The 25,162-nt window shown below is 56.4% G+C and carries 25 protein-coding genes; 15 read left to right on the forward strand and 10 right to left on the reverse strand.

Translation table 11 applies throughout. From position 1 onward, the window contains the following. Positions 1-7: 7 nt before the first annotated feature. Positions 8-586, reverse strand: a complete 579-nt coding sequence (locus ABD837_RS23210; RefSeq protein ID WP_345059367.1) for an NUDIX domain-containing protein — start codon at positions 584-586, stop codon at positions 8-10. Between the two features lie 449 nt (positions 587-1,035). Here ABD837_RS23210 and ABD837_RS23215 point away from each other — a divergent pair, with 449 nt between their 5' ends. Both ABD837_RS23215 and ABD837_RS23220 read left to right on the forward strand, forming a co-directional pair. Then, positions 1,036-1,290 (forward strand): hypothetical protein, encoded by a 255-nt coding sequence (locus ABD837_RS23215; RefSeq protein WP_345059368.1) that lies wholly within the window; start codon positions 1,036-1,038, stop codon positions 1,288-1,290. A 129-nt stretch (positions 1,291-1,419) separates the two neighbouring features. Continuing rightward, positions 1,420-2,010 (forward strand): ribonuclease HII, encoded by a 591-nt coding sequence (locus ABD837_RS23220; protein ID WP_345059370.1) that lies wholly within the window; start codon positions 1,420-1,422, stop codon positions 2,008-2,010. 13 nt (positions 2,011-2,023) lie between these two features. Here ABD837_RS23220 and ABD837_RS23225 read toward each other — a convergent pair whose 3' ends face one another. The 3 genes from ABD837_RS23225 to ABD837_RS23235 form a co-directional block, all read right to left on the reverse strand. Further along, on the reverse strand, positions 2,024-2,467 hold the full coding sequence (locus tag ABD837_RS23225) for a response regulator (RefSeq protein ID WP_345059372.1): 444 nt from the start codon (positions 2,465-2,467) through the stop codon (positions 2,024-2,026). Positions 2,468-2,539: 72 nt separating this feature from the next. Further along, positions 2,540-4,063 (reverse strand): sensor histidine kinase, encoded by a 1,524-nt coding sequence (locus ABD837_RS23230; RefSeq protein ID WP_345059374.1) that lies wholly within the window; start codon positions 4,061-4,063, stop codon positions 2,540-2,542. Positions 4,064-4,088: 25 nt separating this feature from the next. Beyond that, positions 4,089-4,457 (reverse strand): CZB domain-containing protein, encoded by a 369-nt coding sequence (locus tag ABD837_RS23235; RefSeq protein WP_345059376.1) that lies wholly within the window; start codon positions 4,455-4,457, stop codon positions 4,089-4,091. Positions 4,458-4,635: 178 nt separating this feature from the next. Here ABD837_RS23235 and prfB point away from each other — a divergent pair. Further along, positions 4,636-5,713 (forward strand): peptide chain release factor 2 gene (prfB, locus tag ABD837_RS23240; RefSeq protein ID WP_345059378.1). Its coding sequence is split into 2 segments (ribosomal slippage): positions 4,636-4,695 and positions 4,697-5,713, totalling 1,077 coding nucleotides; the frame shifts between segments, so codons are not numbered across the junction. A gap of 106 nt (positions 5,714-5,819) precedes the next feature. Here prfB and ABD837_RS23245 read toward each other — a convergent pair. Continuing rightward, positions 5,820-7,454, reverse strand: coding sequence for a SusD/RagB family nutrient-binding outer membrane lipoprotein (locus tag ABD837_RS23245; RefSeq protein ID WP_345059380.1), 1,635 nt, complete (start codon positions 7,452-7,454; stop codon positions 5,820-5,822). An 11-nt stretch (positions 7,455-7,465) separates the two neighbouring features. Next, positions 7,466-10,747, reverse strand: coding sequence for a SusC/RagA family TonB-linked outer membrane protein (locus ABD837_RS23250; protein WP_345059382.1), 3,282 nt, complete (start codon positions 10,745-10,747; stop codon positions 7,466-7,468). Between the two features lie 567 nt (positions 10,748-11,314). Between ABD837_RS23250 and ABD837_RS23255 the strand changes: the two genes are divergently transcribed. The 4 genes from ABD837_RS23255 to lysS all read left to right on the forward strand — a co-directional run bounded on the left by ABD837_RS23255 (position 11,315) and on the right by lysS (position 17,497). Then, positions 11,315-12,010, forward strand: a complete 696-nt coding sequence (locus tag ABD837_RS23255; RefSeq protein ID WP_345059384.1) for a hypothetical protein — start codon at positions 11,315-11,317, stop codon at positions 12,008-12,010. Positions 12,011-12,244: 234 nt separating this feature from the next. Further along, entirely contained in the window at positions 12,245-14,410 is a 2,166-nt protein-coding gene (locus ABD837_RS23260; protein ID WP_345059386.1) for a carboxy terminal-processing peptidase, read from the forward strand. A gap of 259 nt (positions 14,411-14,669) precedes the next feature. Next, entirely contained in the window at positions 14,670-15,758 is a 1,089-nt protein-coding gene (locus ABD837_RS23265) for a hypothetical protein (RefSeq protein ID WP_345059388.1), read from the forward strand. A 188-nt stretch (positions 15,759-15,946) separates the two neighbouring features. Further along, a complete protein-coding gene (gene lysS / locus ABD837_RS23270; protein ID WP_345059390.1) occupies positions 15,947-17,497 on the forward strand; it encodes a lysine--tRNA ligase in 1,551 nt (516 codons plus the stop codon). Between the two features lie 286 nt (positions 17,498-17,783). Here the strand turns inward: lysS and ABD837_RS23275 are convergent, their stop codons facing one another. After that, positions 17,784-18,143 carry a YtxH domain-containing protein gene (locus ABD837_RS23275; protein WP_345059392.1) on the reverse strand — a complete coding sequence of 120 codons (360 nt, stop codon included), beginning with the start codon at positions 18,141-18,143 and terminating at the stop codon, positions 17,784-17,786. Between the two features lie 133 nt (positions 18,144-18,276). Continuing rightward, positions 18,277-18,714 (reverse strand): CsbD family protein, encoded by a 438-nt coding sequence (locus ABD837_RS23280; RefSeq protein WP_345059394.1) that lies wholly within the window; start codon positions 18,712-18,714, stop codon positions 18,277-18,279. Between the two features lie 234 nt (positions 18,715-18,948). Here ABD837_RS23280 and ABD837_RS23285 point away from each other — a divergent pair, with 234 nt between their 5' ends. The 8 genes from ABD837_RS23285 to ABD837_RS23320 all read left to right on the forward strand — a co-directional run bounded on the left by ABD837_RS23285 (position 18,949) and on the right by ABD837_RS23320 (position 23,410). Beyond that, positions 18,949-19,191 (forward strand): Kazal-type serine protease inhibitor domain-containing protein, encoded by a 243-nt coding sequence (locus ABD837_RS23285; protein ID WP_345059396.1) that lies wholly within the window; start codon positions 18,949-18,951, stop codon positions 19,189-19,191. Positions 19,192-19,202: 11 nt separating this feature from the next. Further along, positions 19,203-20,141, forward strand: a complete 939-nt coding sequence (locus ABD837_RS23290; RefSeq protein ID WP_345059398.1) for a GNAT family N-acetyltransferase — start codon at positions 19,203-19,205, stop codon at positions 20,139-20,141. Positions 20,142-20,235: 94 nt separating this feature from the next. Next, the gene (locus tag ABD837_RS23295) at positions 20,236-20,607 is read left to right on the forward strand and encodes a cupin domain-containing protein (protein WP_345059400.1); all 372 of its coding nucleotides are present in this window, start codon (positions 20,236-20,238) and stop codon (positions 20,605-20,607) included. Between the two features lie 5 nt (positions 20,608-20,612). Continuing rightward, the gene (locus ABD837_RS23300) at positions 20,613-21,032 is read left to right on the forward strand and encodes an ACT domain-containing protein (protein WP_345059402.1); all 420 of its coding nucleotides are present in this window, start codon (positions 20,613-20,615) and stop codon (positions 21,030-21,032) included. A 120-nt stretch (positions 21,033-21,152) separates the two neighbouring features. Next, positions 21,153-22,010 carry a dienelactone hydrolase family protein gene (locus tag ABD837_RS23305; protein ID WP_345059404.1) on the forward strand — a complete coding sequence of 286 codons (858 nt, stop codon included), beginning with the start codon at positions 21,153-21,155 and terminating at the stop codon, positions 22,008-22,010. An 89-nt stretch (positions 22,011-22,099) separates the two neighbouring features. Beyond that, a complete protein-coding gene (locus tag ABD837_RS23310) occupies positions 22,100-22,378 on the forward strand; it encodes a hypothetical protein (protein WP_345059406.1) in 279 nt (92 codons plus the stop codon). A gap of 277 nt (positions 22,379-22,655) precedes the next feature. After that, on the forward strand, positions 22,656-22,808 hold the full coding sequence (locus tag ABD837_RS23315; protein WP_345059408.1) for a hypothetical protein: 153 nt from the start codon (positions 22,656-22,658) through the stop codon (positions 22,806-22,808). Positions 22,809-22,912: 104 nt separating this feature from the next. Further along, positions 22,913-23,410, forward strand: a complete 498-nt coding sequence (locus ABD837_RS23320; protein WP_345059410.1) for a hypothetical protein — start codon at positions 22,913-22,915, stop codon at positions 23,408-23,410. Positions 23,411-23,604: 194 nt separating this feature from the next. On the opposite strand, the gene ABD837_RS23325 is transcribed toward ABD837_RS23320, so the two are convergent. After that, the gene (locus tag ABD837_RS23325; protein ID WP_345059412.1) at positions 23,605-24,318 is read right to left on the reverse strand and encodes a hypothetical protein; all 714 of its coding nucleotides are present in this window, start codon (positions 24,316-24,318) and stop codon (positions 23,605-23,607) included. A gap of 310 nt (positions 24,319-24,628) precedes the next feature. After that, a complete protein-coding gene (locus tag ABD837_RS23330; RefSeq protein WP_345059414.1) occupies positions 24,629-25,072 on the reverse strand; it encodes a hypothetical protein in 444 nt (147 codons plus the stop codon). Between the last annotated feature and the right edge of the window lie 90 nt (positions 25,073-25,162).

Below are 25,162 nucleotides of genomic sequence, written 5' to 3' on the forward strand. Positions count from 1 at the left end.
TGGCTGGCTAAGCGCGAGCGGCCAGCACTTTCTCCGCTTTCAGGAGGCCGGCCACGCTCACGCCATCGGTAATGCGGTCGTCCATTACCATCCGAATAGCGTTGGCCAATGGCAGCTTCCAGAGGCGCAGGTCTTCGGTTTCTTCTGGCTCCACCTCCCCCATGGTCAGGTCCTCAGCCAGAAATACGAATCCCTCCTCATCGGTTACCGAGTTGGAAGTATGCAGGCGGGCAATGCGCGTCCAGCGCGCAGCAGTCAGGCCCGTTTCCTCGCGTAGTTCGCGCTGGGCCGACTCCAGTACGTCCAATCCGACCGGCCCGCCTCCCATCGGAATTTCCCAGCTGTACTCGTTTAGTGGGTAGCGGTATTGACCCACCAGCCAGGTATTCCCTTCGGCATCGACGGGCACAATGCCCAGGGCTTTGTTTTTCATGGTGACTACCCCGTAGATGCCGCGGCCGCCACCGGGGTTGAGTACCGCATCTTCGCGCACCGAAATCCACGGGTTTTGATATTTAACTTCCGAAGCCAGCGTTTGCCACGGGTTGTGGTTGGTGTCGACGGATGGTGGCAAAGATTGGGACATGGCAACAAAAAAGTGAGGGTATCGGCAGGCAAAAATACGGGGAGCCAGTCCAACGCGACTTCCATTCGCCGACCAATAGCTTTCATCCGCCGTCTCCACTAGTCAATTGGTCGGCATAAACCCGGCGTTTACCAAAAAATACTTGCGCACCCCTCTATCAATTCTGTACCTTTGAATCATAAGTACCCCGCACGGGCTGGAAATGTGGAAAGGAAGGACCTCTCGTGCGGCGGCGCTCTGGCCAAAAAGGTGGGGTAGACACCTTCCGGCCGGACCCGCCACTTTAAGGTCACCGCACTTCGTGCGGTGACCTTTTTTTGTGCCCTTAAAGTCATTCCCCATTTCGACCTGCGCGGGTGTGTACCTCATGCAGGCGATTAACCTCGTCCGAACTCCCTCCGTATGCATGCAGAGGCCGCCGCCTATATTCCGGCTGCTCCTTTCTCCATATGGCAACCAACTCCAAAAAGCCCGCCGTCAAAGCGCCCGCCATCGGCGACCCGCTCTTCAACCTTCACCACGCCGAAGCCGAAGCCGAGCTTGCAAAAACCACCGGCGGCCTTGGCCCCACCACCAACGAATACATTTCCAGCGACGAGGAAGCCGATATTGATGAGGCTACTGCCCCGCGCGATAGTCAGGGCTTTGTTCGGGGCCAAGATGCGTCGAACATAACCGGCAGCAGCGCCGGCGACCATAAGTAAACACGCTTCTGTTTTCCGGCTTACCAAGCGTTTTGTCTGCCCCGACGGGGGCCGCCCGAGAGGTGGCCCCGTCGGGGCAGTTTTTTTTTTGCAGGCACTAGCTCAGTTGGAGGGCGTATTTTTGTCTCAATGCCTGTTCGTACTCCCCTCCTTATTTCCTGCACCGCCCAGCCTTTCGAAGCGGGCCTCGACGAGGCAGGCCGCGGCTGCCTCGCAGGTCCGGTATTTGCCGCCGCCGTTATTTTGCCAGTAGACTTTACCTCACCCCTGCTCAACGACTCCAAGCAACTCAGTGCCAAGCAGCGGGCGGTGCTGCGCCCCCAAATCTGCGCCGAGGCCGTGGCATGGGCCGTGGAGCAGGCCTCTACTGAAGAAATTGCCCGGCTCAATATCGCACAGGCCAGCTACTTGGCCATGCACCGTGCCGTTTCGGCGCTGGCGGTAACGCCTACGCATTTGGCCATCGATGGCAACCGATTCCGCGCTTTGGCAGGGTATCCACACACGTGCGTGGTGGGCGGCGATGGCTTATACCGACACATTGCCGCCGCCTCGGTGCTGGCCAAAACCTTCCGCGACGAGCACATGGAAGAATTGGCGGCCGAATTTCCGGCTTACGGCTGGCAGCAAAACGCAGGTTATCCCACGGCCAGCCATCGGGCAGCCATTCGGGCACACGGGCCTAGCCCTCATCACCGCATGGGTTTTCGGCTGCTGTAAGCGCCGACGAAAGCTATTCTTTGAGCTTCAGCAAGTCCAGAAACAGGCTGAAGCCGTCGACGCTGCTGCCGCCCTCGCCAAACGTGTCGAAGTTCAGCGGCTTGATAATGTAGCCGCTCACTGCCAGCTGCTGCGCCTTCAGGCGGTCCGTATCCAGGTCCGACGTGGTCATGATGAACACGTTCAGGTCCGCATAATCAGGGTCGGCGCGCAGTGCTTCTAACAACTCCAGCCCGTTCATTCGGGGCATGTTGATGTCGAGCATTGCCAAGCTGGGACGGGCAATTTTAGTTTCGCCGCCCTCGCCCCGCAGCATTTTCAGGGCTTCGCGGCCGTTGCGGGCGTGGATAATGGGCACGTTGATGTTCTGGCGCCGCAATTCACGCTGCACGTTCATGACGTCCATCTGGTCGTCTTCTACAAGCAGGATACTGGGAGCGAGGTGGTCGGGAGACATAAGTAAGAAAATGGCTACTGCGGGAATATACCCGGGGCCGGTGGCCAGACCAGCTTACGCAAGGCGCACCAATTATGATGCTATTGCAACCGCTGCTTTCACCTTGGCCGGCTGCTTGGGCCAGGTGAAGATGAATTTCGCACCCTGGCCTTCAGCCGATTCAATGGTGATGCGGCCACCCTGGCGCTCGACAATCTTCTTTACAATAGCCAGCCCTACACCGGTACTTTCGAGAGTGTCGCGCTCGGTGAGGGTCTGAAAAATGACAAAAATTCGCTCGTGGTAGTCCGGGTCGATGCCCGGCCCATCATCGGCCACCGAAAACGAGTAAAATTCGCCCGCATCATCGCAGCCAATTACCACGTGGCCCGTTGCGGGCCGGTCGTGGTACTTCACCGCATTGCTGATGAGGTTGGTAAAAACCTGCTGCAGCTGCACGGCATCGGTGGTAAGCGTGGGCAGAAAGAAGGGCAGTTCAACGGCAAAGCCTTCGGGCAGGCCCAGCGAATCAATAATGTCGCGCAGCAGCGTGCGCACAAACACCGTTTCCTGCTCGCGGGCCATGCGCCCAATGCGGGCCAGGTCCAGAATGCCGGTAATGAGCTTTTCCATGCGGTGCACGCGCTGCCGCATGAGCCCCAGAAACTCTCGGATGTGCGCGGGAAGCTGTTCCTGGCCGATGTCTTCCTCAATCCAGCGCGAGGCGCTTTCGATGCCGCGCAGCGGTGCCTTCAGGTCGTGCGAAACCACGTAGGCAAACTGGTCGAGCTCCTGGTTGCGGTTTTCTAGCTGGGCAATGTTGGTGCCTACGGTGCGGGCCATGGCGTTTAGGGCGCTGGTCAACTCGCTCACCTCGTCGTGCGCGGTATCCGTTATCTGGGTCGAATAATCGCCATCGGCCATGCGCCGGGCCAAGTCTACCATGTTGCGCAGGCGGCGCGAAAAGCTCCGGACCAAATATGCCGACCCCAGCAACCCCAGCACCAGGGCTGCCACCGCTAGGCCGGCGGAAAGCCATTCGGCCCGTACAATACTGGTGTCCAGACGTTGGCGCAACTGCCGACGCGCAGCTGCTTCCTGGCGTTCAAACTCGGCGAGCCGGGCTCGCATGCCATCCATAATATGCTTACCAGACAGGTTTTCAGCCAGCCGATGATGCGCCAGTCCCTCGAGCCCGCGCTGCCGCTGATTGCGGAGGCGGGCTTCCCGTTTTTCAGCAATCAGCAAATGGGAATAGCTGGTCCATTGCTGAAACAGGCGTTGCGTTTGGTCAAGCCGCTGCACTTGGTTGGGCACGTTCTGCACCAAATCGCGCAAACTCGAAAAGCGGCCCACCAACTCGCGCTCTCCATAATAATAGGGGGCCAGGGTTTGCTCATTGCCGATGAGCAGATAGCCACGAAAACCGGTTTCCATGTCCACGATGTTGCGCAACAGCGTTGCAGCGTCGTTCGAAACACGTTGGGAGGCTTCTACCTGCTGCGAATTGCGCAGCACCTGCCCCGCTAACCGGTACGAAAACACCACCACTCCAGCAAACAGCACCATTAGCAGCGTAATGCCTCCAAAAAGTTTGGTCGTGAGCGTTGTTTTCATGGAGTCTTCTGTATTGGCGCAATGGTCAGGCCTCGGTACGCAGTTTAGCCTCCATGGTATGCAACAAATTCACCATTTCATCGGCCAATTGTTGCAGCAGGGTGAAGTCAGTGCTCACCCTATCATCGGCATCGTGCAGGTCCATCAGCCGGTTGGCCTCTGCGTGAATGAGCACGTGCTTCTGGTCAAACTGCCGAGCCTCAAGCAGATGGGCATAGGCTCCGCGGCCACGCAGGCGTTCGGCAACCCATATTCCCAGGCTGCACTGCTCCGGGTCGCGTAAAGGCCCAATCTCACCGCTGTTGCCAAACAGGTAGGAGCGAACCTTGCTCTTGAAATGCACATGCTTGATGCGAGCCGATTCAAAATCCCGCTTTAGCTCTTCTGTACTCATGAAAGTTGATTACCACACTGTAGCGCCCGCAGTAGACCGCCGCTACAGGGCCAAAGATACACTGTCGCTGCCGGGCACCGTTCCGCCCAATAATGCGGTACTTTTGCGCTTTGCTCCGCTCCTTTCGGCAACCAACGGCTGCCGGGCCGGACCGGTTTCATCTCCCAACTTTCCACTAATGACCCAAGACCAGATTAAGGACTTGAAGGGCCGCGCCGAGGCCCTGAGGAGGTATCTTTGACTACGATGCCCGCAAAGAACAAATAGCTGCTGCTGAAGCGCAAACCATGGCTTCTGGCTTCTGGGACGACTCGAAAGCGGCGGAAGTAACCTTACGCGAAATTAAGGCTGTAAAGACTTGGACCGATGATTTCGAGGCCGTCCAGCAAGCTTTGGCCGACACAGAAGTTCTCTTCGATTTTCACCGCGACGGCGAAGTTTCCGAAGCCGAAATGCAGGCCGATTACGATGCCACCCTCAAGAAGGTAGAAGCGCTGGAGTTTAAGCGCATGCTTTCTGATGAGGAAGACCAACTTTCGGCTGTTATCGACATCAACCCTGGAGCTGGCGGCACCGAAAGCCAGGATTGGGCCGAGATGCTGATGCGCATGTACATCATGTGGGCCGAGAGCCATGGCTTTGGCGTGAAGCAACTCAGCTATCAGCCTGGCGAAGGTGCAGGCATTAAATCGGCTTCGCTCGAAATCGACGGTGATTTCGCCTACGGCTACCTCAAAAGCGAAATCGGCGTGCATCGCCTCGTGCGCATGTCGCCTTTCGATAGCAGCGGCCGGCGGCACACGTCTTTCGCCTCGGTATTTGCTTACCCGGTGATTGATGACACCATTAACATCGAAATCAACCCCGCCGACATCTCCTGGGATACCTTCCGGGCCGGCGGTGCGGGTGGTCAGAATGTGAACAAGGTGGAGACTGCCGTGCGACTCACGCACGCGCCGTCGGGCATCATCATCGCCGTCCAAATTGAGCGGTCGCAACTGATGAACAAGGAGCACGCCCTACGTATGCTTAAGTCGCGCCTCTACCAGATTGAGATGGACAAGCGCCACGCCGAGCGCGACAAAGTAGAAGCAACTAAAAAGCGCATTGACTTTGGTTCTCAGATTCGCAACTACGTACTCCACCCCTACAAGCTCATCAAAGACCTGCGCACTGGCATCGAGCGCACCGATGTGCAGAACGTACTCGATGGTGACCTGGACGAGTTTATCAAGGGGTTCTTGATGCAGAGTTAAAACACGACGCGAAACTGCCCGTCGCCAGCTACTCGTTACGTTGCCGAGCAAATAAAAAGGGCTGCCCAAATGGGCAGCCCTTTTTGCTACTATGTTTTGAAGCTTCTTACAGCTGAACCCAGAAGATGCGGTCGTACTGCGTAGTGGTAAGCGGTACGTTCGCCTTGTTGGTGTTGATTTCCGACTGCGGATACAGCAAACGCTTGGCCCGCTGTCCCGGAACCGATGGAGCGGTCGACATAGGAATACGTGGCAACAAGGTGCGACGGTAGTCGTCCCATGCTTCGGTACCGGCAATGGTATTTTCGGCCAGGTACTTCTGCGTCAGAATTTTCTCCACCGTGCTAACAGTGCGCGTGCCCGGGATGATTTTGCCATACGTATCAGTGTCGCGCGTGGTAGTGGCATCCCAGTCTACCAACCCATTACCAACGTTAGCAGCAATGTACTTGTTGAAATTGCTCACCGGGTCGATATCGCCGCCATTTACAAGGCGGTTAGCGGCCGTAGGAGCAGGTGCATTGCGGAAAGTCGTGTTGAACGATGCCTGGATACCAGCCAAGTAATCAGCTTTAGCATTTCCAGTCAACAGGCTACGCGTTTCTGCTTCGGATTTCGAGAACAGTTGTTCTGCCAACAGCATCAAGACAACCGGCTGGTTGGCACTCCGCAGGAAAGTACCAGCAAAGGTACCAGCAGGGTTACCGCCCAATGCCGCCTGGAATGTAGAGCCCGTAGTCGGCGACAATCCACCTTCGCCCAAGTTGCTACCGGCATAGGTACCAGCAACAGTCTGGTTGCCGCTGGCGTCCTTAACTGCACCAACTGGCCGATACTCCTGCGTTACGCGGGGGTCGTTGTTGTTGACAAACAGATTAAGAAGGAAGTTGGTCGGCAGGATGAAACGGTAGGTTGAAGTAGTGTTAGGCGAGCCTACTGCAAACCCATAGGTATTGTAGAAAGGGTTCTGCTGGCCAGCGCTTGCGGCGAAACCAGGCTGTACTAACACGTCAGAGGTGATGAAGCCGCCGTTGGCGGTAGCATCTGCCTGCAGAGCAGTCATTTCGGCGGCTACATACGAGTTCAGGGACGCAACATTCGATTCGCGCAACAGAATGCGCAGGCGCAGGCTGTTAGCAAAACGCTTCCACTGGGCCATGTTACCGCTGAACACAACGTCTTCCGCCCCTACTGCCCGACCAGCGGAGGCAGCATTGATGTCAGTTAGCGCACCCTTAAGCTGCACGATGAAATCCTTGTAGATATCCTCAGCTTTGTCATACTTCGGCGTAATGTTCGCCTTGCCCTTCAGTGCCTCGGTGTAAGGAATGTCGCCGTACTCATCTACCAACAGCAGAAAGTCATACACCTTCATAATGCGGGCAATGGCCGCATGGTTCGGGTGGGTAGTAGCGCCCAACTGCTGAATGAGGTTGTAGTCGTTCAGGTTATCGTAAGCGCCGTTGAACAACCCCTGCTGGTAAGTGCTGGAATAGTTGTAGCTGCGCTCCTCGTTGAAACCGCTTACTGCATTCGACTTGGTCCAGTAAATCTGGAAGTTGGAGAAGGCGTTGTAGTTCGTGTAAACAGCGCCCGTAACAGTAAGAGCATTGCCCAGCAACTGGTCGGGCGTTGCCGAAGTTACTTGGTTCGGGTTCGTGTTAACATCCAGAAACGATTCGCAGCTACTCGCCATTGTGGTAAGCGCGGCTGCAAATAGCAATTTAGCTAATTTATTCATCTTGATGAAGATTAAAGAGTTGCGGTGAGGGTAACTCCGTAGAATTTGGTTGGAGGCGTCTGCAGGAAGGTGTTAATGCCGATTGCATTGCTACCTGGCTGAGTGGCGCTAAACTCCGGGTCGGTGTAGATATTCTCTTTCGGAACCCAGGTAAAGACATTTCGGCCAAAGAAGTTCACCGAAGCACCTTTTACGAAACCAAGTCGCGAAGTGAGAGCGGCTGGAACGGCGTAGCTCAGCGATACCTCACGCACTTTGAAGAACATGCCCGAGGTCACGTAGTTTTCGGCAATGCCACGGTTCCAGGTAGGGTTGTTAGCCCAGAACTCCGAACCGCCAGGGGTCAGCACCGACTTGTCGCCGCTGTTGTCGACGTAAGTGGTTACACCGCCGTTGACAACAGGAATAGCCGAGTTGGGGTACACAAAGTCCTGACGGCCGTACTGAACGCTACGTGCACCGCCGCCGGTGAAGTCGAGGTCGGCACCAATGGCGTGGTACACCACGTAGCCGGTGCGCAGTTCGCCCTGGCCAGCCAGCGTGAAGCCTTTGAACGATACCGAGCTGTTGAAGCCGTATTTGTACTTGGGCTGCGTGTTGCCGAAGATTTTGGTACCTGGGTCTTTCAGAGGCACGTAACGCACCAGGCTCGCATCGTTCGGGTCCGTAACCTTGGTCATGATAATCTTACCAGCCTGCGGGCCTTCGGCTACACGCTGGTAGAAAGTACCCTGAATAACGGGGAAAGGCTGACCAACCACGGCCACAAGGTCAGCGTTGATATCGGAGCGGCCGGAACCGACCAAGCTCAGCTGGGTCAGGCCAGGAGGCAGCGAAATAACTTCGTTGTTGTTGTAGTTAAAGTTACCACCCACCGTTACGGTAAGGCCGTTTTCGGTACGTACAGGCGTAATGTTCAGGTCAGCCTCCAGACCGTAGTTGCGCACTTCACCGGCATTCAGCAACAGCGACTGGTAGCCGGTCGAGAACGGAATGGTCGTGCTAATAGTCTGGTTGGTGCTCTGCTGGCTGTAGTAAGTAACACCAGCCGTTACCCGGCTTTTCAGGAAGCTCAACTCAAGGCCGGCTTCAGCCGAGCGAGTGTTTTCGGGCAGCAGGTTGTCCTGCACCAGGCCGCCGTTGGCAGTAAACGAAGGGTTCGAGCCGAATGGGAAGCCGCCGCCGTTCGAATAGGTAGAAGCCAACGCATAAGCACCGCCGGTTTCAGCTACCCCAAGGCCGGTAGCGCTGCTCAGGTTAATCTGGCTAACCAGAGTATAACCGCCGCGGAGCTTGCCGTAATCCAGGAAGGAAACGTCTTTCAGTGCCGGGATGGCATTGCTGAACACGAACGAAGCATCTACGCCGGGGTAGAAGAAGCTACGGTTGCCTTTGCCCAGAATCGAAGTATTGTCGTAGCGGCCCGAGCCGTGAACGAACAGGAAGTCTTTATAACCCAGGGTCAGGTCAGAGTAGAAAGCATACAGACGAGTCTGGAAACGGCCACTGAAACCATCGAGGTTACCGATGCGGTTGCTCAGGTTGATTTGCTCGGTTGGAGCCGGCACAGCTAGTGCGGTTGAGGCAATCTGGGCGAAGCGGCTGTCAAGTAATTGCACGTTGTTGCCAACGATGGCCTTTACATTGATATCCCCGAACGTTTTGTCAGCCGTGATGAAGAAATCCGAGTTTACACGGCTTAGGCTCGTGTTCAGGTCGCGGAAGTAGCCCGGATAGGGAGAAATCTGCTTGTGGCTATCGCTGGCAAGCGTGAACTTGTTCTGGGTGGTCAGGCTCTGCTGCGAGCTGGTGGTGGTACCGATGCGGTACTGCAAGCGCAACCAGTCGTACACCTTAAACGAAGCACTGATATCGCCCTGCAACGTGTTGCGCTTATCGCGCAGGCGGTTGTAGTCGAGAACGAAGTAAGGGTTGTAGTAGTAGGCGTTGTAGTAGCCGTAGTTAGAATCCGAGAACTTGTCGTTCTCGTAGTCTTTGTACTGAGACAGAGGCGCCATTACCGAGGTATTGAATACGTTCCAGTAGATGGAAGTGCTCTGGTCCTGGTTTGCCGTCGCGTCCGTTTTACGGTTAATATAAGCAACGTTGAAGCCTACGTTCAGACGGCCGAAATCGCGCGAGGCATTGAAACGGAAGTTGTTCCGGTCAAACTTATCCTTCGGTACAATGCCGTTGTTGTGCGTGTTCAGGTACGAAGCGAAGAACTTGGTCTTCTCATCACCGCCCGAAAAAGTAACCCCGTTTTGCGACTGGTAGCCCGTATTGAAGAAGTTTTTGCGCTCGTTCGGACGTGCTTCGTACGAAACCATCTGCACCGTACCGTCAGGCAATGCGTAGCCAAAAGGACGCATCGAGCCATCGAAGCGAGGGCCGTACTGCTGGTTTTCGAAGCCTTGGTACTGGTGCTCGTAGTTTTCGTCTATCGAGTTGTCAGAAGTAAAAGGAGTGGCACCAGAATTGGTGAACCAGTCGGGGGAGCCAGGACCAAATTCGGTTTGGAACTTGGGCAGGAAGGCAATAGACTCAAATTGCGAGGTGTGCGAGAACGTCACCTGCGAGTTGCCAGCACTGCCTTTCTTGGTAGTGATAATCAAGGCGCCGTTCGAAGCCTGCGAGCCGTAAAGCGCGGCGGCGTTGGCACCTTTCAGTACCGAAGTAGAGGCAACGTCGTCAGGGTTCAGAGCACCGAGTACTTCGTTGGTCGTAATCACACCGTCGATTACAATCAGGGCTTCGTTGTTGCCCGTGAGCGAACGGCTGCCGCGCAAGGTTACACGGGGGGTAGAGTTAACGCTGTTGTTCAGCGTCTGAATCTGCAAACCCGAAACCTTACCTGCCAAACCGTTTACAAAGTTGGTTGGGCGCGCCTGCGTCAACTCTTTGGAATCCAGAGTGGCAGTTGCGTAGCCTACTTCGCGAGCTTGGCGCTGGATACCCAGTGCACCGGTCACCACAACTTCACCAAGCTGCTTGGCGTCGGGAACCAACGACACGCTGAAGGTGGCGTTGCTGCCAATTGGCTGCTCTACGGTTACATAACCTATCGAGCTGATAGACAATGTCGTGGCCGAAGCCGGTACGTCCAGCGAGAAGCTGCCGTCGACATTGGTTGAAACGCCCACCGTGGTGCCTTTTACCAAGACAGTCACCCCGGGCAGGCCCTGACCGTTCGACCGGTCAGTCACTCGCCCGGAAAGGGAGCGGTTTTGAGCATGAACCTGCTGCAACAGGCCGGTCATCAGTAAGAGGACCATGAAAAAAAAGTGTTTCATGTAAAAATTGGAAGTGGTGAGTGAAATGTAAGAAGGTGAAAAAAAGAAAACCGAGACATCCCGAAAGGGTAATCCGTTGGCAAGGTATTACAAGTTTTTTTGTTACGCCAACATTAATCCTTGATTTCGGCTTTTGCCAGCTATGCTATCCCTAGCAAATTATTGGTTAAATGATAATAGTGTTTTTGATAACGGGCCGCCTTGCTTGCTATTTCTGGTAGATGAAGCACCCGACTTGAGGGTTACTACTCCGGGCAGGTCAGTTCCTTCGACTGATGCGATGGCCTATGATTCTTTATAATCTCGCTGGTGAATGTATAAAATTACTGCAAAATCGAACTTTTGGGCTTGTGAAATCCACAGTATTTAGCAGCAATTCATAATAAGGTCAACTATATGTTAATCTGGTTTTTAGGGATTGTCATCAGAGAATAGTGCCTTCTCAGTAAAACCTAACCAAACCATAGTTTCCCTTCTCTCCCAATGTAACCTGCGCTGGCTTGGTCCCGTTAAGCCCATCAACCAGCCGCTGAGCTGGCTTTACGTTCCACTTTCCATACCCATACCATGAATACCAACGATTCGAACAACCCGCAAAACCACAATGTTGATGGCGATGACTTCAGCGCAACCGCTAAGGGTGCCGCAATAGCTGGCACTGCTGGTGCCGTTGTAGGCCGCGCCGTTGATGGCGTTCAGAACACCGCCGATAGCGCAGCACACGCTGTAACCGGCGAGCCTTACCGCGATGGTGGTTCGATGAGCGGCATGTTCCGTGACCGGAGCAGCGCTGAGAAAGCTTACCAGTCGCTGCATTCGCGTGGCTACGGTAAGGACGATGTGAACCTGCTGATGTCGGACGATACCCGCAAAACTCACTTCGGCGATGATACCGCCCATACCGACCTCGGCGACAAAGCCATGGAAGGTGCTGGTGTAGGTTCGGCTATCGGAGGCACGGCTGGTGCTATTATTGGCGCTATCGCAGCCATTGGCACGTCGGTAGCACTGCCCGGCTTGGGCCTCATCATTGCTGGTCCGTTGGCAGCTGCATTGGCCGGTGCCGGTGCCGGTGGCCTCACGGGTGGCTTGGTAGGCGCACTGGTTGGTTCGGGCATTCCCGAGGAGCATGCAGCTGAATACGAGAGCGGCATCAAGAACGGTGGCATTGTAATGGGTGTGAAGCCCCGCAATGCCGAAGATGCCAAGTATTTTGAAGAAGAATTCCGTCGCCACAACGGCGATAAAATCTACAAATACTAGTTTGGTCGCAGGTTTTAACCTGTAAGTCAGCAAAAAAGCCTTTCCCATCTGGGAAAGGCTTTTTTATTGCAACCTTCGCTCAGTTTAGCGAGTTTGTAGAAGTCAGCGGTTCCTCTTTATCAGATTGAAGCACGTATTGCCTTGATAAGGGCTCTTTCGTCGTCTTAAAGGGCCACTCGGGTTGCTATGCAATCTCCTTATATTTAGTTTCATCCTGCTTATTATTCTTTGCTGATGTCTTCTCCCCGCTTGAAGGTCGGGCTGTATGCCTTTTTGGTGACAGCCGTATTTGTTCTGGCCTCATATCGCTTGTTTCGCCGGGCAGACTCGGCAGTACCTACCAAGGACCAAGTGCTCATTGGCACCATGCTCCGGGGCCTGTCGGAAGCGCATTACCAGCCCGAGAAAGTTGATGACAATTTCTCAAAACGGGTATTTGACCTTTACCTCAAGCACCTCGACTACCGCAAGCAGTTTCTGCTTGCTTCGGACGTTGAGCAATTGCGGCGTTACCAGACGCAGATTGACGACGAAGTTAAAAACGGCACCCATGAGTTTCTTGACCTGAGCACCAAGCTAATGGCCGACCGCACCAAAGAAATGCAGAGCCTGTACCGTGAAACCTTGGCCAAGCCTTTTGATTTCACGGCGGATGAGTCGTTTCAAACTGATTTTGAAAAAGCACCTTTTCCCGCTGATAAAGCCGCCCAACGAGAGTTGTGGCGCAAGCTGCTGAAGTACGAAACCTTAAGCCGGGTTTCGGAAATGATGGAAGCTCAGGAGAAAGCAAAGCAAGCCAAAACCAGTGGTGTGACTGCCGCACCGGCTGCCGCAAACACGTCGGCTCCTACTACTGCCGAGCCAGTGCGCACTCCTGCCGAGATGGAGGCTGAAGCGCGCAAGCGCGTGCTGAAGTACTACGATGAGCAGTTTGTGGAGATGAGCGAGGTAGATGCCAACGAGCGACTGGCTACTTACGCCAACACCATTGCCAACACGTACGACCCTCACACCGAATACTTCGCCCCTAAAGCCAAAGAGGACTTCGATTATGAGATGACGGGGCGCTTCGAGGGAATTGGTGCTACGCTCAAAGAAAAGGACGGCCTTATATATATCGAGGAAATCATGCCGGGTTCGGCTTCGGCACGCCAGGGCGAGCTGAAGAAAGGCGACGCCATTTTGCGCGTGGCACAGGGAGCAGCCGAACCGGTAAGTGTTGAAGGCTGGCACACGGCAAAGGCGGTGACCTTGATTCGGGGCAAAAAAGGCTCGGAGGTACGCCTCACTGTGAAGAAACCGGATGGTAGCACCAAGATTATTCCCATCGTTCGCGACGTGGTAGTGGTTGATGATAAATATGCGCAGTCTTCGGTCATCACGGACAAAGGCCAGAAGATTGGCTATTTGCGTCTGCCCGGCTTCTATGCTGATTTCAACGACAACGGCGGCCGCAGTTCGGCCGATGATGTGAAGAAGGAATTGGCCAAGCTGAATGCTGAAGGAGTGAAGGGCGTGGTAATGGACTTGCGCTTCAACGGCGGCGGCTCGCTGAGCGACGCCGTGTCTATGGCCGGCCTGTTTATGCCCAGTGGCCCCATGGTGCAGGTGCGCGATGGCCAGGGCCATACCCAGGTGCTAACCGATAACGACCCGCGCGTGCAGTACAGTGGTCCGCTGGTGATACTGGTGAATAAGTACAGCGCCTCGGCTTCGGAAATTCTGGCAGCCGCCATTCAGGATTATCACCGTGGCGTTATCATGGGCTCGACCAGCACCTATGGCAAAGGCACGGTGCAGCGCATCTTCGACCTCGATGAGGCCCTGCCTTCGGAGTTAAACAACATCAAGCCCATTGGCTCACTGAAGCTCACGACTCAGAAGTTTTATCGCGTCAACGGTGGCTCAACCCAGTTCAAGGGTGTGGTGTCGGACATTGTGGTGCCCGACCTGTACTCTTACCTTGATGAGGGCGAAAAGGAGTCGGACTACCCTTTGAAATGGGACGAGATTCAGCCGGCCCGCTACCGGGCCTGGGATTCGGCTCCGGCGCTTGATAAGCTGCGGGCAGGCAGCAAAGCCCGCATTGCCACCAACCCCAGCTTCCGGGTAATGGATGAGATGGTGAAGAGCATGCGCAAGCGCAAGGATGAAACCGTGGTTTCGTTGAAGTTGAGTGCCTACCGCGCCGAGCAGAAGCAAGCCAAAGCCATTTCGGACCGCTACGAGGCCGCTCAGAAAACCACTACTGCGCTAGCCTTTTCGCCCCTGGCTGCCGATGTGCGCGCCGTAAACGGCGACACGGTGAGGGTGAACCGCGCCGCCCGCTTTACCAAAAGCTTAAAAAAAGACATCACAATTGGCGAAGCCGTAGCAGTGATTCAAGACGAGCTGAAGTAAGTAGTATAACGCCAGCAGTGTAATCTGTGCTGTTTTAATCCGTAACCAGTTAAGCCCCCGCCTCAATAGAAGCGGGGGCTTTTTTGTGCTTCTTTGCACCTGCATTTCTGTTAGCAAATCACCTTTACAAAACCAATCTCATAAGGCAGCTAATCACGCGCATAATACACTGATAATCAATACGAATATTGTTAGTAAAATTTGTCAAAAAAATTAGTATTCATGCAACTAAAAACGAGTCCGCTGCTGTTTGTTTAGCATGACGACTCAAGAGGAAACCCGCATCATCCCGCTCCACCCGTCGGCCGCTGCTATCGCCGAGGAGCCTAATCAGAAGCTAGCTGACGAAACCTGGCGCAAATCCATTCCGGCCCAGGTTTTTCTCAACTACTTCTTTGCCATTAACTATCACATCCAGGAGAACGACGACGCCCTGGGTGGTTTGCAAAACCTGCCATTTTTCCGTAGTCACTCGGCCGAGCTGAATGATGCCGACGTGGCGGCCCTAACCAAGCTGCTGCACACGAGCTGGAGCACGGAGTACGCCTTGCGCGCCACAGCTGAGCTGGGCGACGAGAACTTCCTGCGCAATGCACTACACTGGACGTTTCCACAGGCTTACCACGCCATCTGGTCGGGGCTGCAGGCATTCCTGTATACCACCGGTGTGCGGTCGAACAACGGCCAGCTGCTTCGCCGCGAGGTAGGACGGCTGGTGGTGAAGAATGCCTACCCGCGGCCGGTTTCGTTTTACGCGGCCGGCGCTTATGGCGACTTCAGCATTCACCGCTTGCCGCTGGCAGGCTACAAAGCCGGGCTGCACATTGCCAGCAAGGAGATTGACGCGCAGGCCCAGGTAGGCCAGTTTCTGCGCACCACGCGCAAAATGAAAGCCCAGTGGACCCGCGCGCAGGTGCAGGCGAACCCCAACACGGCCATTCGTAGCCAGAAGACTGGCCGGCCGTTGGATAAGTGGACGGCAGCCCATTGGCAGCAGATTACTTGGCGCCTGGGCTACACGACCATCTTTGACCTGCTGGGCCGCTTGCGCATTTCGCAGACCAGCCGTGAAATTGAGCGCTATGTGGAGGCTGACATTGACTTTGGCCTGTTCCATGCCTCGCTGCTGAATATTGTGAGCTACCTCAACGGCGTGCACGAGACTTACGTGGCCAAGGCGTTGGGCTTGGAGCGCTACCGCCAGCTGGTGGCTGAGTTGCCAGCACACTTGCAGGCCGGCTTTGTGCAGGAGCGACTGCGTACCCGCGTCGAGCCCGTGCTGGCCCCTACCCCGCCTTCGGCACCGGCCATCAATGCTGAGGCACCGGAGTACCGTTTGGCCGCCTAAAGACTGGATTGACCGGATTTTATGCATGGAAAGCCGCTTCGGTTTCGGAGCGGCTTTTTCGTGCCGTACTTTTGCGGTTCATTCTATACCGGCGCCACGGCCGGAGCCTGTGTTACAGGTGCTGTGATTGGTCGTCCCCGAAATCCGGGAAATTCGATAAATCCGAAAAATCCGTGGTTCAGACAACCATGCAACACTTAAGCGAACAGGAACAACTACGCCGCAACAAGCTCGAAGAGCTGGCAAAGCTGGGCATTGAAGCATATCCGTCGGAGCTGTACGACGTGACGTTCTACGCCAAGGAAATCCACGACAACTACCACCCCGAGCTCAACAACTTCCAGGAAGTAACGCTGGCGGGCCGGCTGATGTCGTCGCGCGTAATGGGCAAGGCCTCGTTTGCGGAATTGATGGATACCTCGGGCCGCATTCAGCTTTATGTCAACCGCGACGAAATTTGCCCCGGCGAAGACAAGACGCTTTATAATGTAGTCTTCAAGAAGCTGCTTGACTTGGGCGACTTCATTGGTGTAAAAGGCCGTGTGTTCAAGACTCAGGTCGGCGAAACGTCTATTCACGTTACTGAGTTGAAGCTGCTGGCTAAAGCCCTACGCCCTTTGCCAGTGGTGAAGACCCAAAAAGACGAAACCACCGGCGAGGTAACTACTTACGATGCCTTCACCGACCCCGAGCAGCGCTACCGCCAGCGCTACGTGGACTTGGTGGTGAACCCCAGCGTGCGCGATACTTTCATCAAGCGCACACAGCTGGTGCAGTCGATGCGCAATTTCCTGAATGACAAGGGCTACCTGGAAGTAGAAACTCCGATTCTGCAGCCGCTGTACGGTGGCGCGGCGGCACGGCCCTTCACCACGCATCACAACACGCTGGACATGACGCTATACCTGCGCATTGCCAACGAGTTGTACCTCAAGCGCCTCATTGTGGGCGGCTTCGATGGCGTGTACGAATTCAGCAAGGACTTCCGCAACGAGGGCATGTCGCGTTTCCACAACCCGGAGTTCACCCAGATGGAACTGTACGTAGCCTATAAGGACTATGCCTGGATGATGGACCTGGTGGAGGAAATGGTGGAGCGTGTGGCCATGGCCCTGCACGGCCAGACCGAAGTACAGGTGGGGCAGAACCTCATCAACTTCCAGCGGCCCTGGCAGCGCTACACCATGTTTGAGGCCATTGAGAAGTACACCGGTGTAGCCATCGGCGAAATGGATGAGGCGGCGCTGCGCGAAGCTGCAGCCAAGCTGCACGTGCACCTCGACCCTAGCATGGGCAAGGCCAAAATCATCGACGAGATTTTCGGCGAGCACGTTGAGCCCAAGCTTATTCAGCCCACGTTCATCACCGATTACCCGGTAGAGATGTCGCCGCTGGCCAAAAAGCACCGCGACCGTCCGGGCATGGTGGAGCGGTTCGAGGCTATTTGCAACGGTAAGGAAATCTGCAACGCGTTCTCCGAACTCAACGACCCCATCGACCAGCGCCAGCGCTTCGAGGACCAGTTGGAATTGGGCAAGCGCGGCGACACCGAGGCCATGGTGCTCGACGAGGACTTCCTGCGTGCTTTGGAATACGGCATGCCACCCACAGCCGGCCTGGGCATCGGCATCGACCGCCTCAGCATGATTATGACCAACTCACACTCCATTCAGGATGTACTGTTTTTCCCGCAGATGAAGCCGGAAAATGTGCAGAAGGAGAAGCAGGAAGAGAAATAAGCTCGTATATAATCAGACACTTAAAATAAAAAAGACCCGTACGAAAATCGTACGGGTCTTTTCTTATAATCTCCTTACCCTTCGAACCGTTAGTTAATACCTGCAATCTTCACCAGTCCTGGTTAAGTCAAGCTTAAATGGCACTGCCATTCTCCTTCAAATTATCCGACTGACAAGGTTGCGGGTAGTAAGTACGGCCTTCTTTCAAGGCGATTACGTGGGCTTTTACGCAATCGTTTGAGCAGGGGTTACAGCTGCGGGTATAAAATTTGGGCCGACCAGCAACCTAGTGGATGGCTTGATGGCGGGCGTCGTCGCCGAACCCGTCGTAGTCGGAGTTATCGGCGTTGTGGGTGTGAGCTGTGGAGACTGTGCCAGTGCCCAGGCCCTGTAGGAGACGGTCAGCAGCTTCCTTGTCTTCGCTCACGGCAGCATCGGGGTTGGGGTGGCCCGGCGCCTCGCCCTGCACCTTGGTCAGGGCGTCTTTGGCTAGCTTGCTGAGGTCGTCTACCCACTTGGCAGCTGACTTGCGCAGACTGGAACGGGTATCGTCGCCGGTTTCGGGGGCCAGCAGCAAGCCGGCCACAATGCCGGCGGTAGCGCCGGCGATGAGCGAGAAAATGACTTTGCCTTTGTCGTCTTTCATAAAATGGGTTCGCAGGGGAATAGGAATGATGCGATGATTGAATAACGCGGAAACCAGCCCGCTGGTTTAAACAGAAAAAAAGCCCCGCACCTTGCGGTGCGGGGCTTCTGGACATGCGGCACGATAGGCCGACTTACATGTCGTTCAGCATTTTGGTGATTTCAGATTTGCCTTTGCCGAGCTTGTCCTGCAGTTTGCCAACCAGCTCGTCGCCTTTGCCTTCGGCATAAGTCAGGTCATCGTCGGTCAGCTGGGCATACTGCTCCTTCAGCTTGCCTTTGATTTCATCCCAGCTGCCTTTCATTTTCAGGCTGCTGCCGGGCAGGGTTACGCCGAGGTCTTCGAGTTTGCCAGCGTATTCTTTGAATTTAGTTTCGAGGTCAGTGCCCAGCTTCGAAGCCTGCTCGCCGAGCTGGCCGCTGTATTTAGAGGCTACGCCTTTCCAGTTTTCGCGGGTGGCCGAACCTTTGTCGGGAGCCAGCAGCATGCCGGCAATAATGCCAGCGCCGGCACCGGCGAGAGCAGCTAAAAGGATTTTACCGGCGTTGTTGTCTTCTTCGTGGTACGACATGGTGTAGGGTAATGAAGGGTGAAAGTGGTTTTGGTGTGTGCAGTGGAGGAAGCGGAGGCAAATTAAAAACCAGCGGTTTTGTTTGGCGACGACGCTTGTTCTGGCAGGCTATACGAATGGAGCGTTCCTAGGTTGAGGTTACTGGCAAATTTTCGACGACTTTGGCCCGGGATGTGCTGCAAGTCGAAAATCCGGGCCGCCGGCGTAGATTCGCCCCTCTCCTATTCCGGCTTTATGAAAACGTTTTGGGCTATAAGCACAACCATACTGCTGCTGGGCTGCCAGCGGCCGGCCGCGCTCACAGCAGCCGATAATTGCATTGACCCCAGCAACATAAATCCGCAGGGAATTTGCACCATGGAGTACAACCCGGTGTGCGGCTGCGACGGCAAAACCTACTCCAACCCCTGCACAGCGGCTAACGCAGGCGTGCGCCGCACTACGCCCGGCCCTTGCCCGGCGGCCCCGGCCAAATAACCGCAGCACCAATGCCTGCGAAAGCCCACTACCACGATTTCTGCCGCACCGCGCCCGACGTGCCGGTGTTTGCCCAGCCGTGGTACCTCGATGCCTGCGCCGGGGGTGGCACCTGGGACGTGGTGCTGGCCGAGGAGAAAGGCCGGGTAGTGGCTGCCTTGCCTTTTTTTTTCAAGCAGAAAGGTCCTTTCCGCTACGTCACGATGCCGCCCTTTGTGAAGTGGCTGGGGCCGTACCTACTGCCCGAGTTTCGGAGCCAGCTGCCGAAGGAGCACGAGTTGCTACAGGCACTGATTGTGCAGTTGCCGGCTTTTGCTTCCTTTCAGCAGAATTTCTACCCCACCACTACCAACTGGCTACCGTTCTACTGGCAACAGTACAGGCAAACGACCTACTATACCTACCGACTAAAGCAACTACGCCACCTGACGCAAGTGGAAGCCGGACTGGGCACCGGTATCAGGCGCGACATCCGGCTGGCCCGGCAACAGGTGCGCGTGGTGCACGACCGGTCGCTGGAAGAGTTCTACCGCGTCAACATGCTCAGTTTTCAGCGACAGAAGCTGCCCGCGCCGTATTCGCTGGCGCAGTTTCGGCAGCTTGACGCTGCATTGGCTTCTGCCGGCACTAGGGAGCTGTTTTTTGCGGTAGATGAAAAGGACCAGGTGCATTCGGTGGCTTACCTGATTTGGGATGCGACCACGGCCTATTTCCTGCTCGCTGGCGACGACCCGGCCCTGCGCGCCAGCGGTGCGGGTGTGCTGCTGGCCTGGGAGGCTATTTGCTTTGCCAGCGAAGTACTGGGGCTTGATTGCTTTGACTTTGAAGGGAGCATGCTGCCGGGTGTGGAGCGCATACGGGTGCGCTTTGGGGCGGTGCAAACCCCGTACTTCTTTGTTTGGAAACACAATTCACGGCTTTTTGAGTTACTGGAAAAGCTAAAGCCGTAGACCATGCTTCAATGGTGTTACACAGAAGTGCCGTGTTTTGGCGACGCTCAGCATAAGGCCCTTCTTAATCTCTCTTATCCATTCCACCAAAACCATGTCTGATAAACGCTACATCCTCAACCCGGCCCCTTTTGTAGTACCCACCACCGATGGCAAGCTCATTGAAGAGCACGTGGGCGGAGCCAGCACCGGCACCAGCGCCTACAGCCTGGCTCACATGGTGGCCCCGCCGCACTGGAGCGAGCCCCACCAGACGCCCTCCTTCGATGAAATAACCATTGTGGTGCGCGGCCGGAAGCGGTTTGAAATAGATGGCGATGCAGTAGAGCTGCAAGCTGGCCAAGCATTGCTGATTAAAGGTGGCGCGCGGGTGCGTTACTCCAACCCGTTTGAGGAAGAGTGCGAATACTGGTCGATTTGCGTGCCGGCCTTCAGCCCCGATACCGTGAACCGCGAGGGCGAATAGTGCTTATGACCGGCGAAACCGACCTTGCTCGCCTGTTGGCGACAATGCGCCCCGTGCTGAACGCCGGGGAGTATGTTTTCTGCACCACGACCGCCCCGGCTGCGTTGCCGCCAGAGCTGGTGCTCGGCTCGTTTCGCGAACCCGAGGGCCTCACCCTGATTGTGGCACGCGAGGTAGCCGATGAATATGGGCTACCCTACGGCCACCTCATGGCCTGGCTAACCCTGACGGTGCACTCGTCGCTGGCTGCCGTGGGGCTAACCGCGGCTGTAGCGGCCGCCCTCACGCAGGAGGGCATTAGTTGCAATGTGGTAGCCGCCTATTACCACGACCACCTGTTTGTATCGCATGCCGCTGCCGACCGCGCTTTGAGCGCACTGCAGGCGTTGTCGGCACCGACGACTTTGCCAGTGACAGCAGCCTGAGGGGATAGTAGCCCGAAGCTGCATTTCGGCTGAACAACTCCTAAACGACTGTTGTGCTGCATCACACTGGCCGCAGCACAGTTGCATTTGTTCATTTACTCCCATTCCCACATACAGCCCATGGACCAGCGCATCATCAACCTCTTCGACGAGTATACCCACGCCCCGCTTACCCGCAAGGAATTCATGGACCGGCTGATTAAGCTGGCGGGCGGCACGGCCCTGGCCTTCTCGGCCCTGTCGGTGCTGGAACCGGGCTACGCGGCCGCTGCTACGGTTGCGCCCGAAGCCAATGACCTGCGGGCGGAGGAAGTGAGCTGGATTGGTGACGGCTCGCCGGTGCGCGGCTACCTGGTGCACCCCAAGGGGCGCCACAAGCGCGGGGCGGTGGTTGTTATTCATGAAAACCGGGGGCTGACGCCGCACATAAAGGACGTGACGCGGCGGGTGGCGCAGGCCGGCTACCTGGCTCTGGGCGTGGATGCGCTCTCGGTAGCGGGCGGCACCCCGGCCGATGAGGACAAGGGGCGCGAGCTTATTGGCCAGCTCGACCCAATGAAAAACCGGAACAACTACCTGAAAGCGCTGGATTACCTGCGCGCCCGGCCCGACTGCAACGGCCGCACCGGGGCCGTGGGCTTTTGCTGGGGCGGCGGGCTCGCCAACCAACTGGCCGTGCACGACCCCAGGCTCGATGCTGCGGTGGCGTACTACGGCCAACAGCCCAAGGCCGAGGATGTGCCCAGCATGAAAGCCGCGGTAATGCTGCACTACGGTGGCCTCGACCAGCGCATCAATGCCGGTATTCCGGCCTACGAAGCGGCTCTGAAAGCAGCCGGCACCAGGTACGAGCTGTTCGTGTACGAGGGCGTGAACCACGCCTTCAACAACGACACCTCGCCGGCACGCTACAACGCCGAAGCTGCCAAGCTGGCCTGGGAGCGCACGTTGCGCCTGTTCAAGGAAAAACTGGGGTAGCTGGGCAACCGCGCCGAATTCTGCGGCATCTTTGCAGCATCTACCCGCTGGTTATGTTAAGGAAAAAGCTACCTGTTCTGCTGGCAGCAATGCTGCTGAAAGCCTCGGCCAGCCTGGCTCAGACGGCACCGGCTACCCCCCCGGCACCGCCGCCCGCCGCCAACGAGCAGCAAGTGAGCGTGCCCGTGCCACGCGCCGTGTCGCTGCTAGCCGATGTGGTGGGCGTACTGGTATCGCGCAATGAGGGCCAGGACAAGGTGCAGGCCTTGATAGAGCGACGCCGCGAGCGGAAAAAAAAGGGCCCGCAAAGCATCGATTTCAGCGTACCGAAGAATCGGCTGACCCGCGCACTGGGACTGGCAGATTAATGACAAAAGCAACCTGAAAAGGCAAATACGGGGATTAAGTCTGCGAAGTGGACGGATTGGTCGGGATTTCCGGCCCGTCCGTCCACGTTGTGTTTTAGAGCCGGGTTGTGGCCAGTGGTTTGCAAATACCCTGGCAGGACGAGCCGATTCTCGCATGCTGACGCCCGCGTCCTGCAGCCTGTGAGCCCACCGCTTCCCCTGCGTCTTCGCTCGTTCTTCCGAACTCCTGAAAGCTCCCCTGTTTTTCATTACCGCTGCGGCTGCCCCCTTTGCTTGTGTGTCTTCTTTCGCAGTTGCAGGTCCTTTCCACCACTGCTACGACGACTGCAATAGCCCTTTTTTCAACTACGGCTACAACCACAACCACCGCGTAAGCCTGCGGGAACGCGCCCGCTGGCAAGCCGCTCACCGCTACGACAATCGCCGCTGAGCCCACACATTAATCCCGAAGACCTGTGTCCGGTCTATACCGAACGGGGGCTTTTCCGGGCAGTTGCCCCCTTTTTCTTTTCACCCATTCCATTCTTGTATTCCATGAAAAAGTTTCTGTTTCCCCTGCTGGCCGTTTTCGCCCTTGCTGTAGGTTCCGCCAATGCCCAAACCACCACGCCGGAAGCTAATGCCGGCAACATGCAAGGCCGCGGCAATGGTCGCATGCAAGGCGCGCCCGATGACATGGCTAAGCGCCAAGCTGAGCGTCTCACCAAAGAGTTGGGCCTGACGGCCGACCAAACCACCAAAGTGGAGGCCATTCTGCTGGCCCGCACCCAGGAAATGCAAGCTATGCGCGGCCAGGCCCGCGACGGCGGCGACCGCAGCCAGATGCGCGAGCAAATGCAGGCCAACCGGGCCAAGTACGAAGCTCAATTCAAGGAAATCCTCACCCCCGACCAGTATACCAAGTTCACGGCCATGCAGGCCGACCGCATGGAGCGCGGCGGTGGCATGCGCGGCGGCAACGACGGCGACGTGAAGAAAATGAAGGCCAAAACTGCCAAGGGCGACAAAGTGAAGGTGAAAGCCGACAAGTAACCCCCTGCGATTCGCGGAGAAACACAACGCCCCGGCCGGTTTGGTCGGGGCGTTGTTGCTTTTAGTGCTAGAACGTCATGCAGAGCGTAGCGAAGCATCTCGCGTGCTTGAGTAATCCAATCGTAATGATTAGTGGCGGCACGCAAGATGCTTCGCTGCGCTCTGCATGACGTGCTTTTCCGTCGAGGTAGCTCCTAGAAGCTCTCCTTTAGCACGCCGAACTTGCGGCGCTCGGCCTTGAACGTCGTGGGGTAGTTGGCCTCGACAAGCAGCAGCAGCGCCACGAAAATGGCCTGGGCACCGTCGCGGTACTGGTTTTTGCCGCCTACTTCGGTAGCGCGGGCGCCGGTGGCCTGGGCGGCCTTGGGCTGCAACTCGTTGTACTCGTCCGAAATTTTCTGCCAGAAGGCTTTGCCGTACTTGCCGTCGGCCATGTGGTGCTTGGGCAGCCCGAGGGCCTTCACCAGCTTGAGCAAGGCTTCGGCGCGCTCGGCGCGGTCGCGGGGCAGGGTGTAGGTGCTCCCCACTTTCTCGATGCCGAACTCGCCGTAGTAGGGCAGGCCGTCGTTTTCGTCGTCGTATTGCAGGGCCAGGGCCTTTTTCACGTATTTCAGCTTGCCCGTTTCCTTGCTGCCGTCAATCATCCGGTCCAGCTCGGCGAGGCGCTTGGTTTGGGGCGTGATGGCATCGTCGGCGGCGCTGGCGGTGCGCAGGCTTTCGCGCAATTGAGTGCCCAGGGCGAGGGCTTGGGGCTGGGTGGTCCACTCCAGGGTGAGTTGGGGCCGCTGGCCCCACTCGGCCACGGCCAGGTCGAAGGCTTCGGAAAAGGCTTTGTCGCTCTCGGGAATGTTGCGGGTGGTGCGGGGCTTGGGCTTGGCCGCGACCGTGGTAGATGGAACAGGCTGCATGTGGTTGGTGTGGAAAAGGTTAGGAATGTGAATGGTTCGGCCAAAGTAACCGGTATTCCTCACCTTTCCCGGCTCCGCAGCAAAGGCGGACGGCCCCCGACGTCAGCGACCGGGCTCTTTATTTTCCCCAAAGCCCCGCCACACCCAGCGGGGCGGCCCAAAAGGGCATGCAGCGGGCCGCCACCGTCAGCGACTGCCCCGAAAATAAAATACCGAGGGCTTCCGCAGTCAGCGACAGCCCTCGGTATTTTCTATCTGGCCTAGCCTACTCCACCGGCCAGGAGGTAGCGGGGGTTTCATTACACAGTAGTTAAAAGTCGTAATCCACTTTTCGACTCTCAGATGGCGGCGTGGGAAGGATTTTCCAATAAACCCACATTTCTGCTCCCTTATTTTGACCCGCATATTTGTCCATCGGCAAGAATTCTGCTTGCGCAATTAGATGGTTTTTGCTGTCAATTTTTAATTGGCCTTCGAGTATGCGTACTAATGCTTCGCCACGCGGCCGGTCTGCCGGTAGAAATGGGTGGTGTTCAGCGCCTATCATTCCGGCTGCGTGCCCAGCTTCGTATCTCTTCCAGAGGTTCCAGTACTCTGTCTCCTGCACAAATACCTCTGCTGGTATTGGGCTCAGCATGTACCAGTCCTTTCCGCTACTTCCTATGTCTGCCCATTGGCTTTCGAAGAAGTATGGCCGGCCATTACAGTCAGCTACTCCTGACCGTGGGCCATCATACCAATCAAAGGTGTACACCCTGTCCATGAGAAAACATTTTTAACCTCACACTTAATAAGTAGGTCGGATGAATTAGTTTTCACTAAAGGGGGAGAATTGAATGCGGAG

The organism is Hymenobacter glaciei (genome assembly GCF_039539585.1).
GTDB lineage: Bacteria > Bacteroidota > Bacteroidia > Cytophagales > Hymenobacteraceae > Hymenobacter > Hymenobacter glaciei.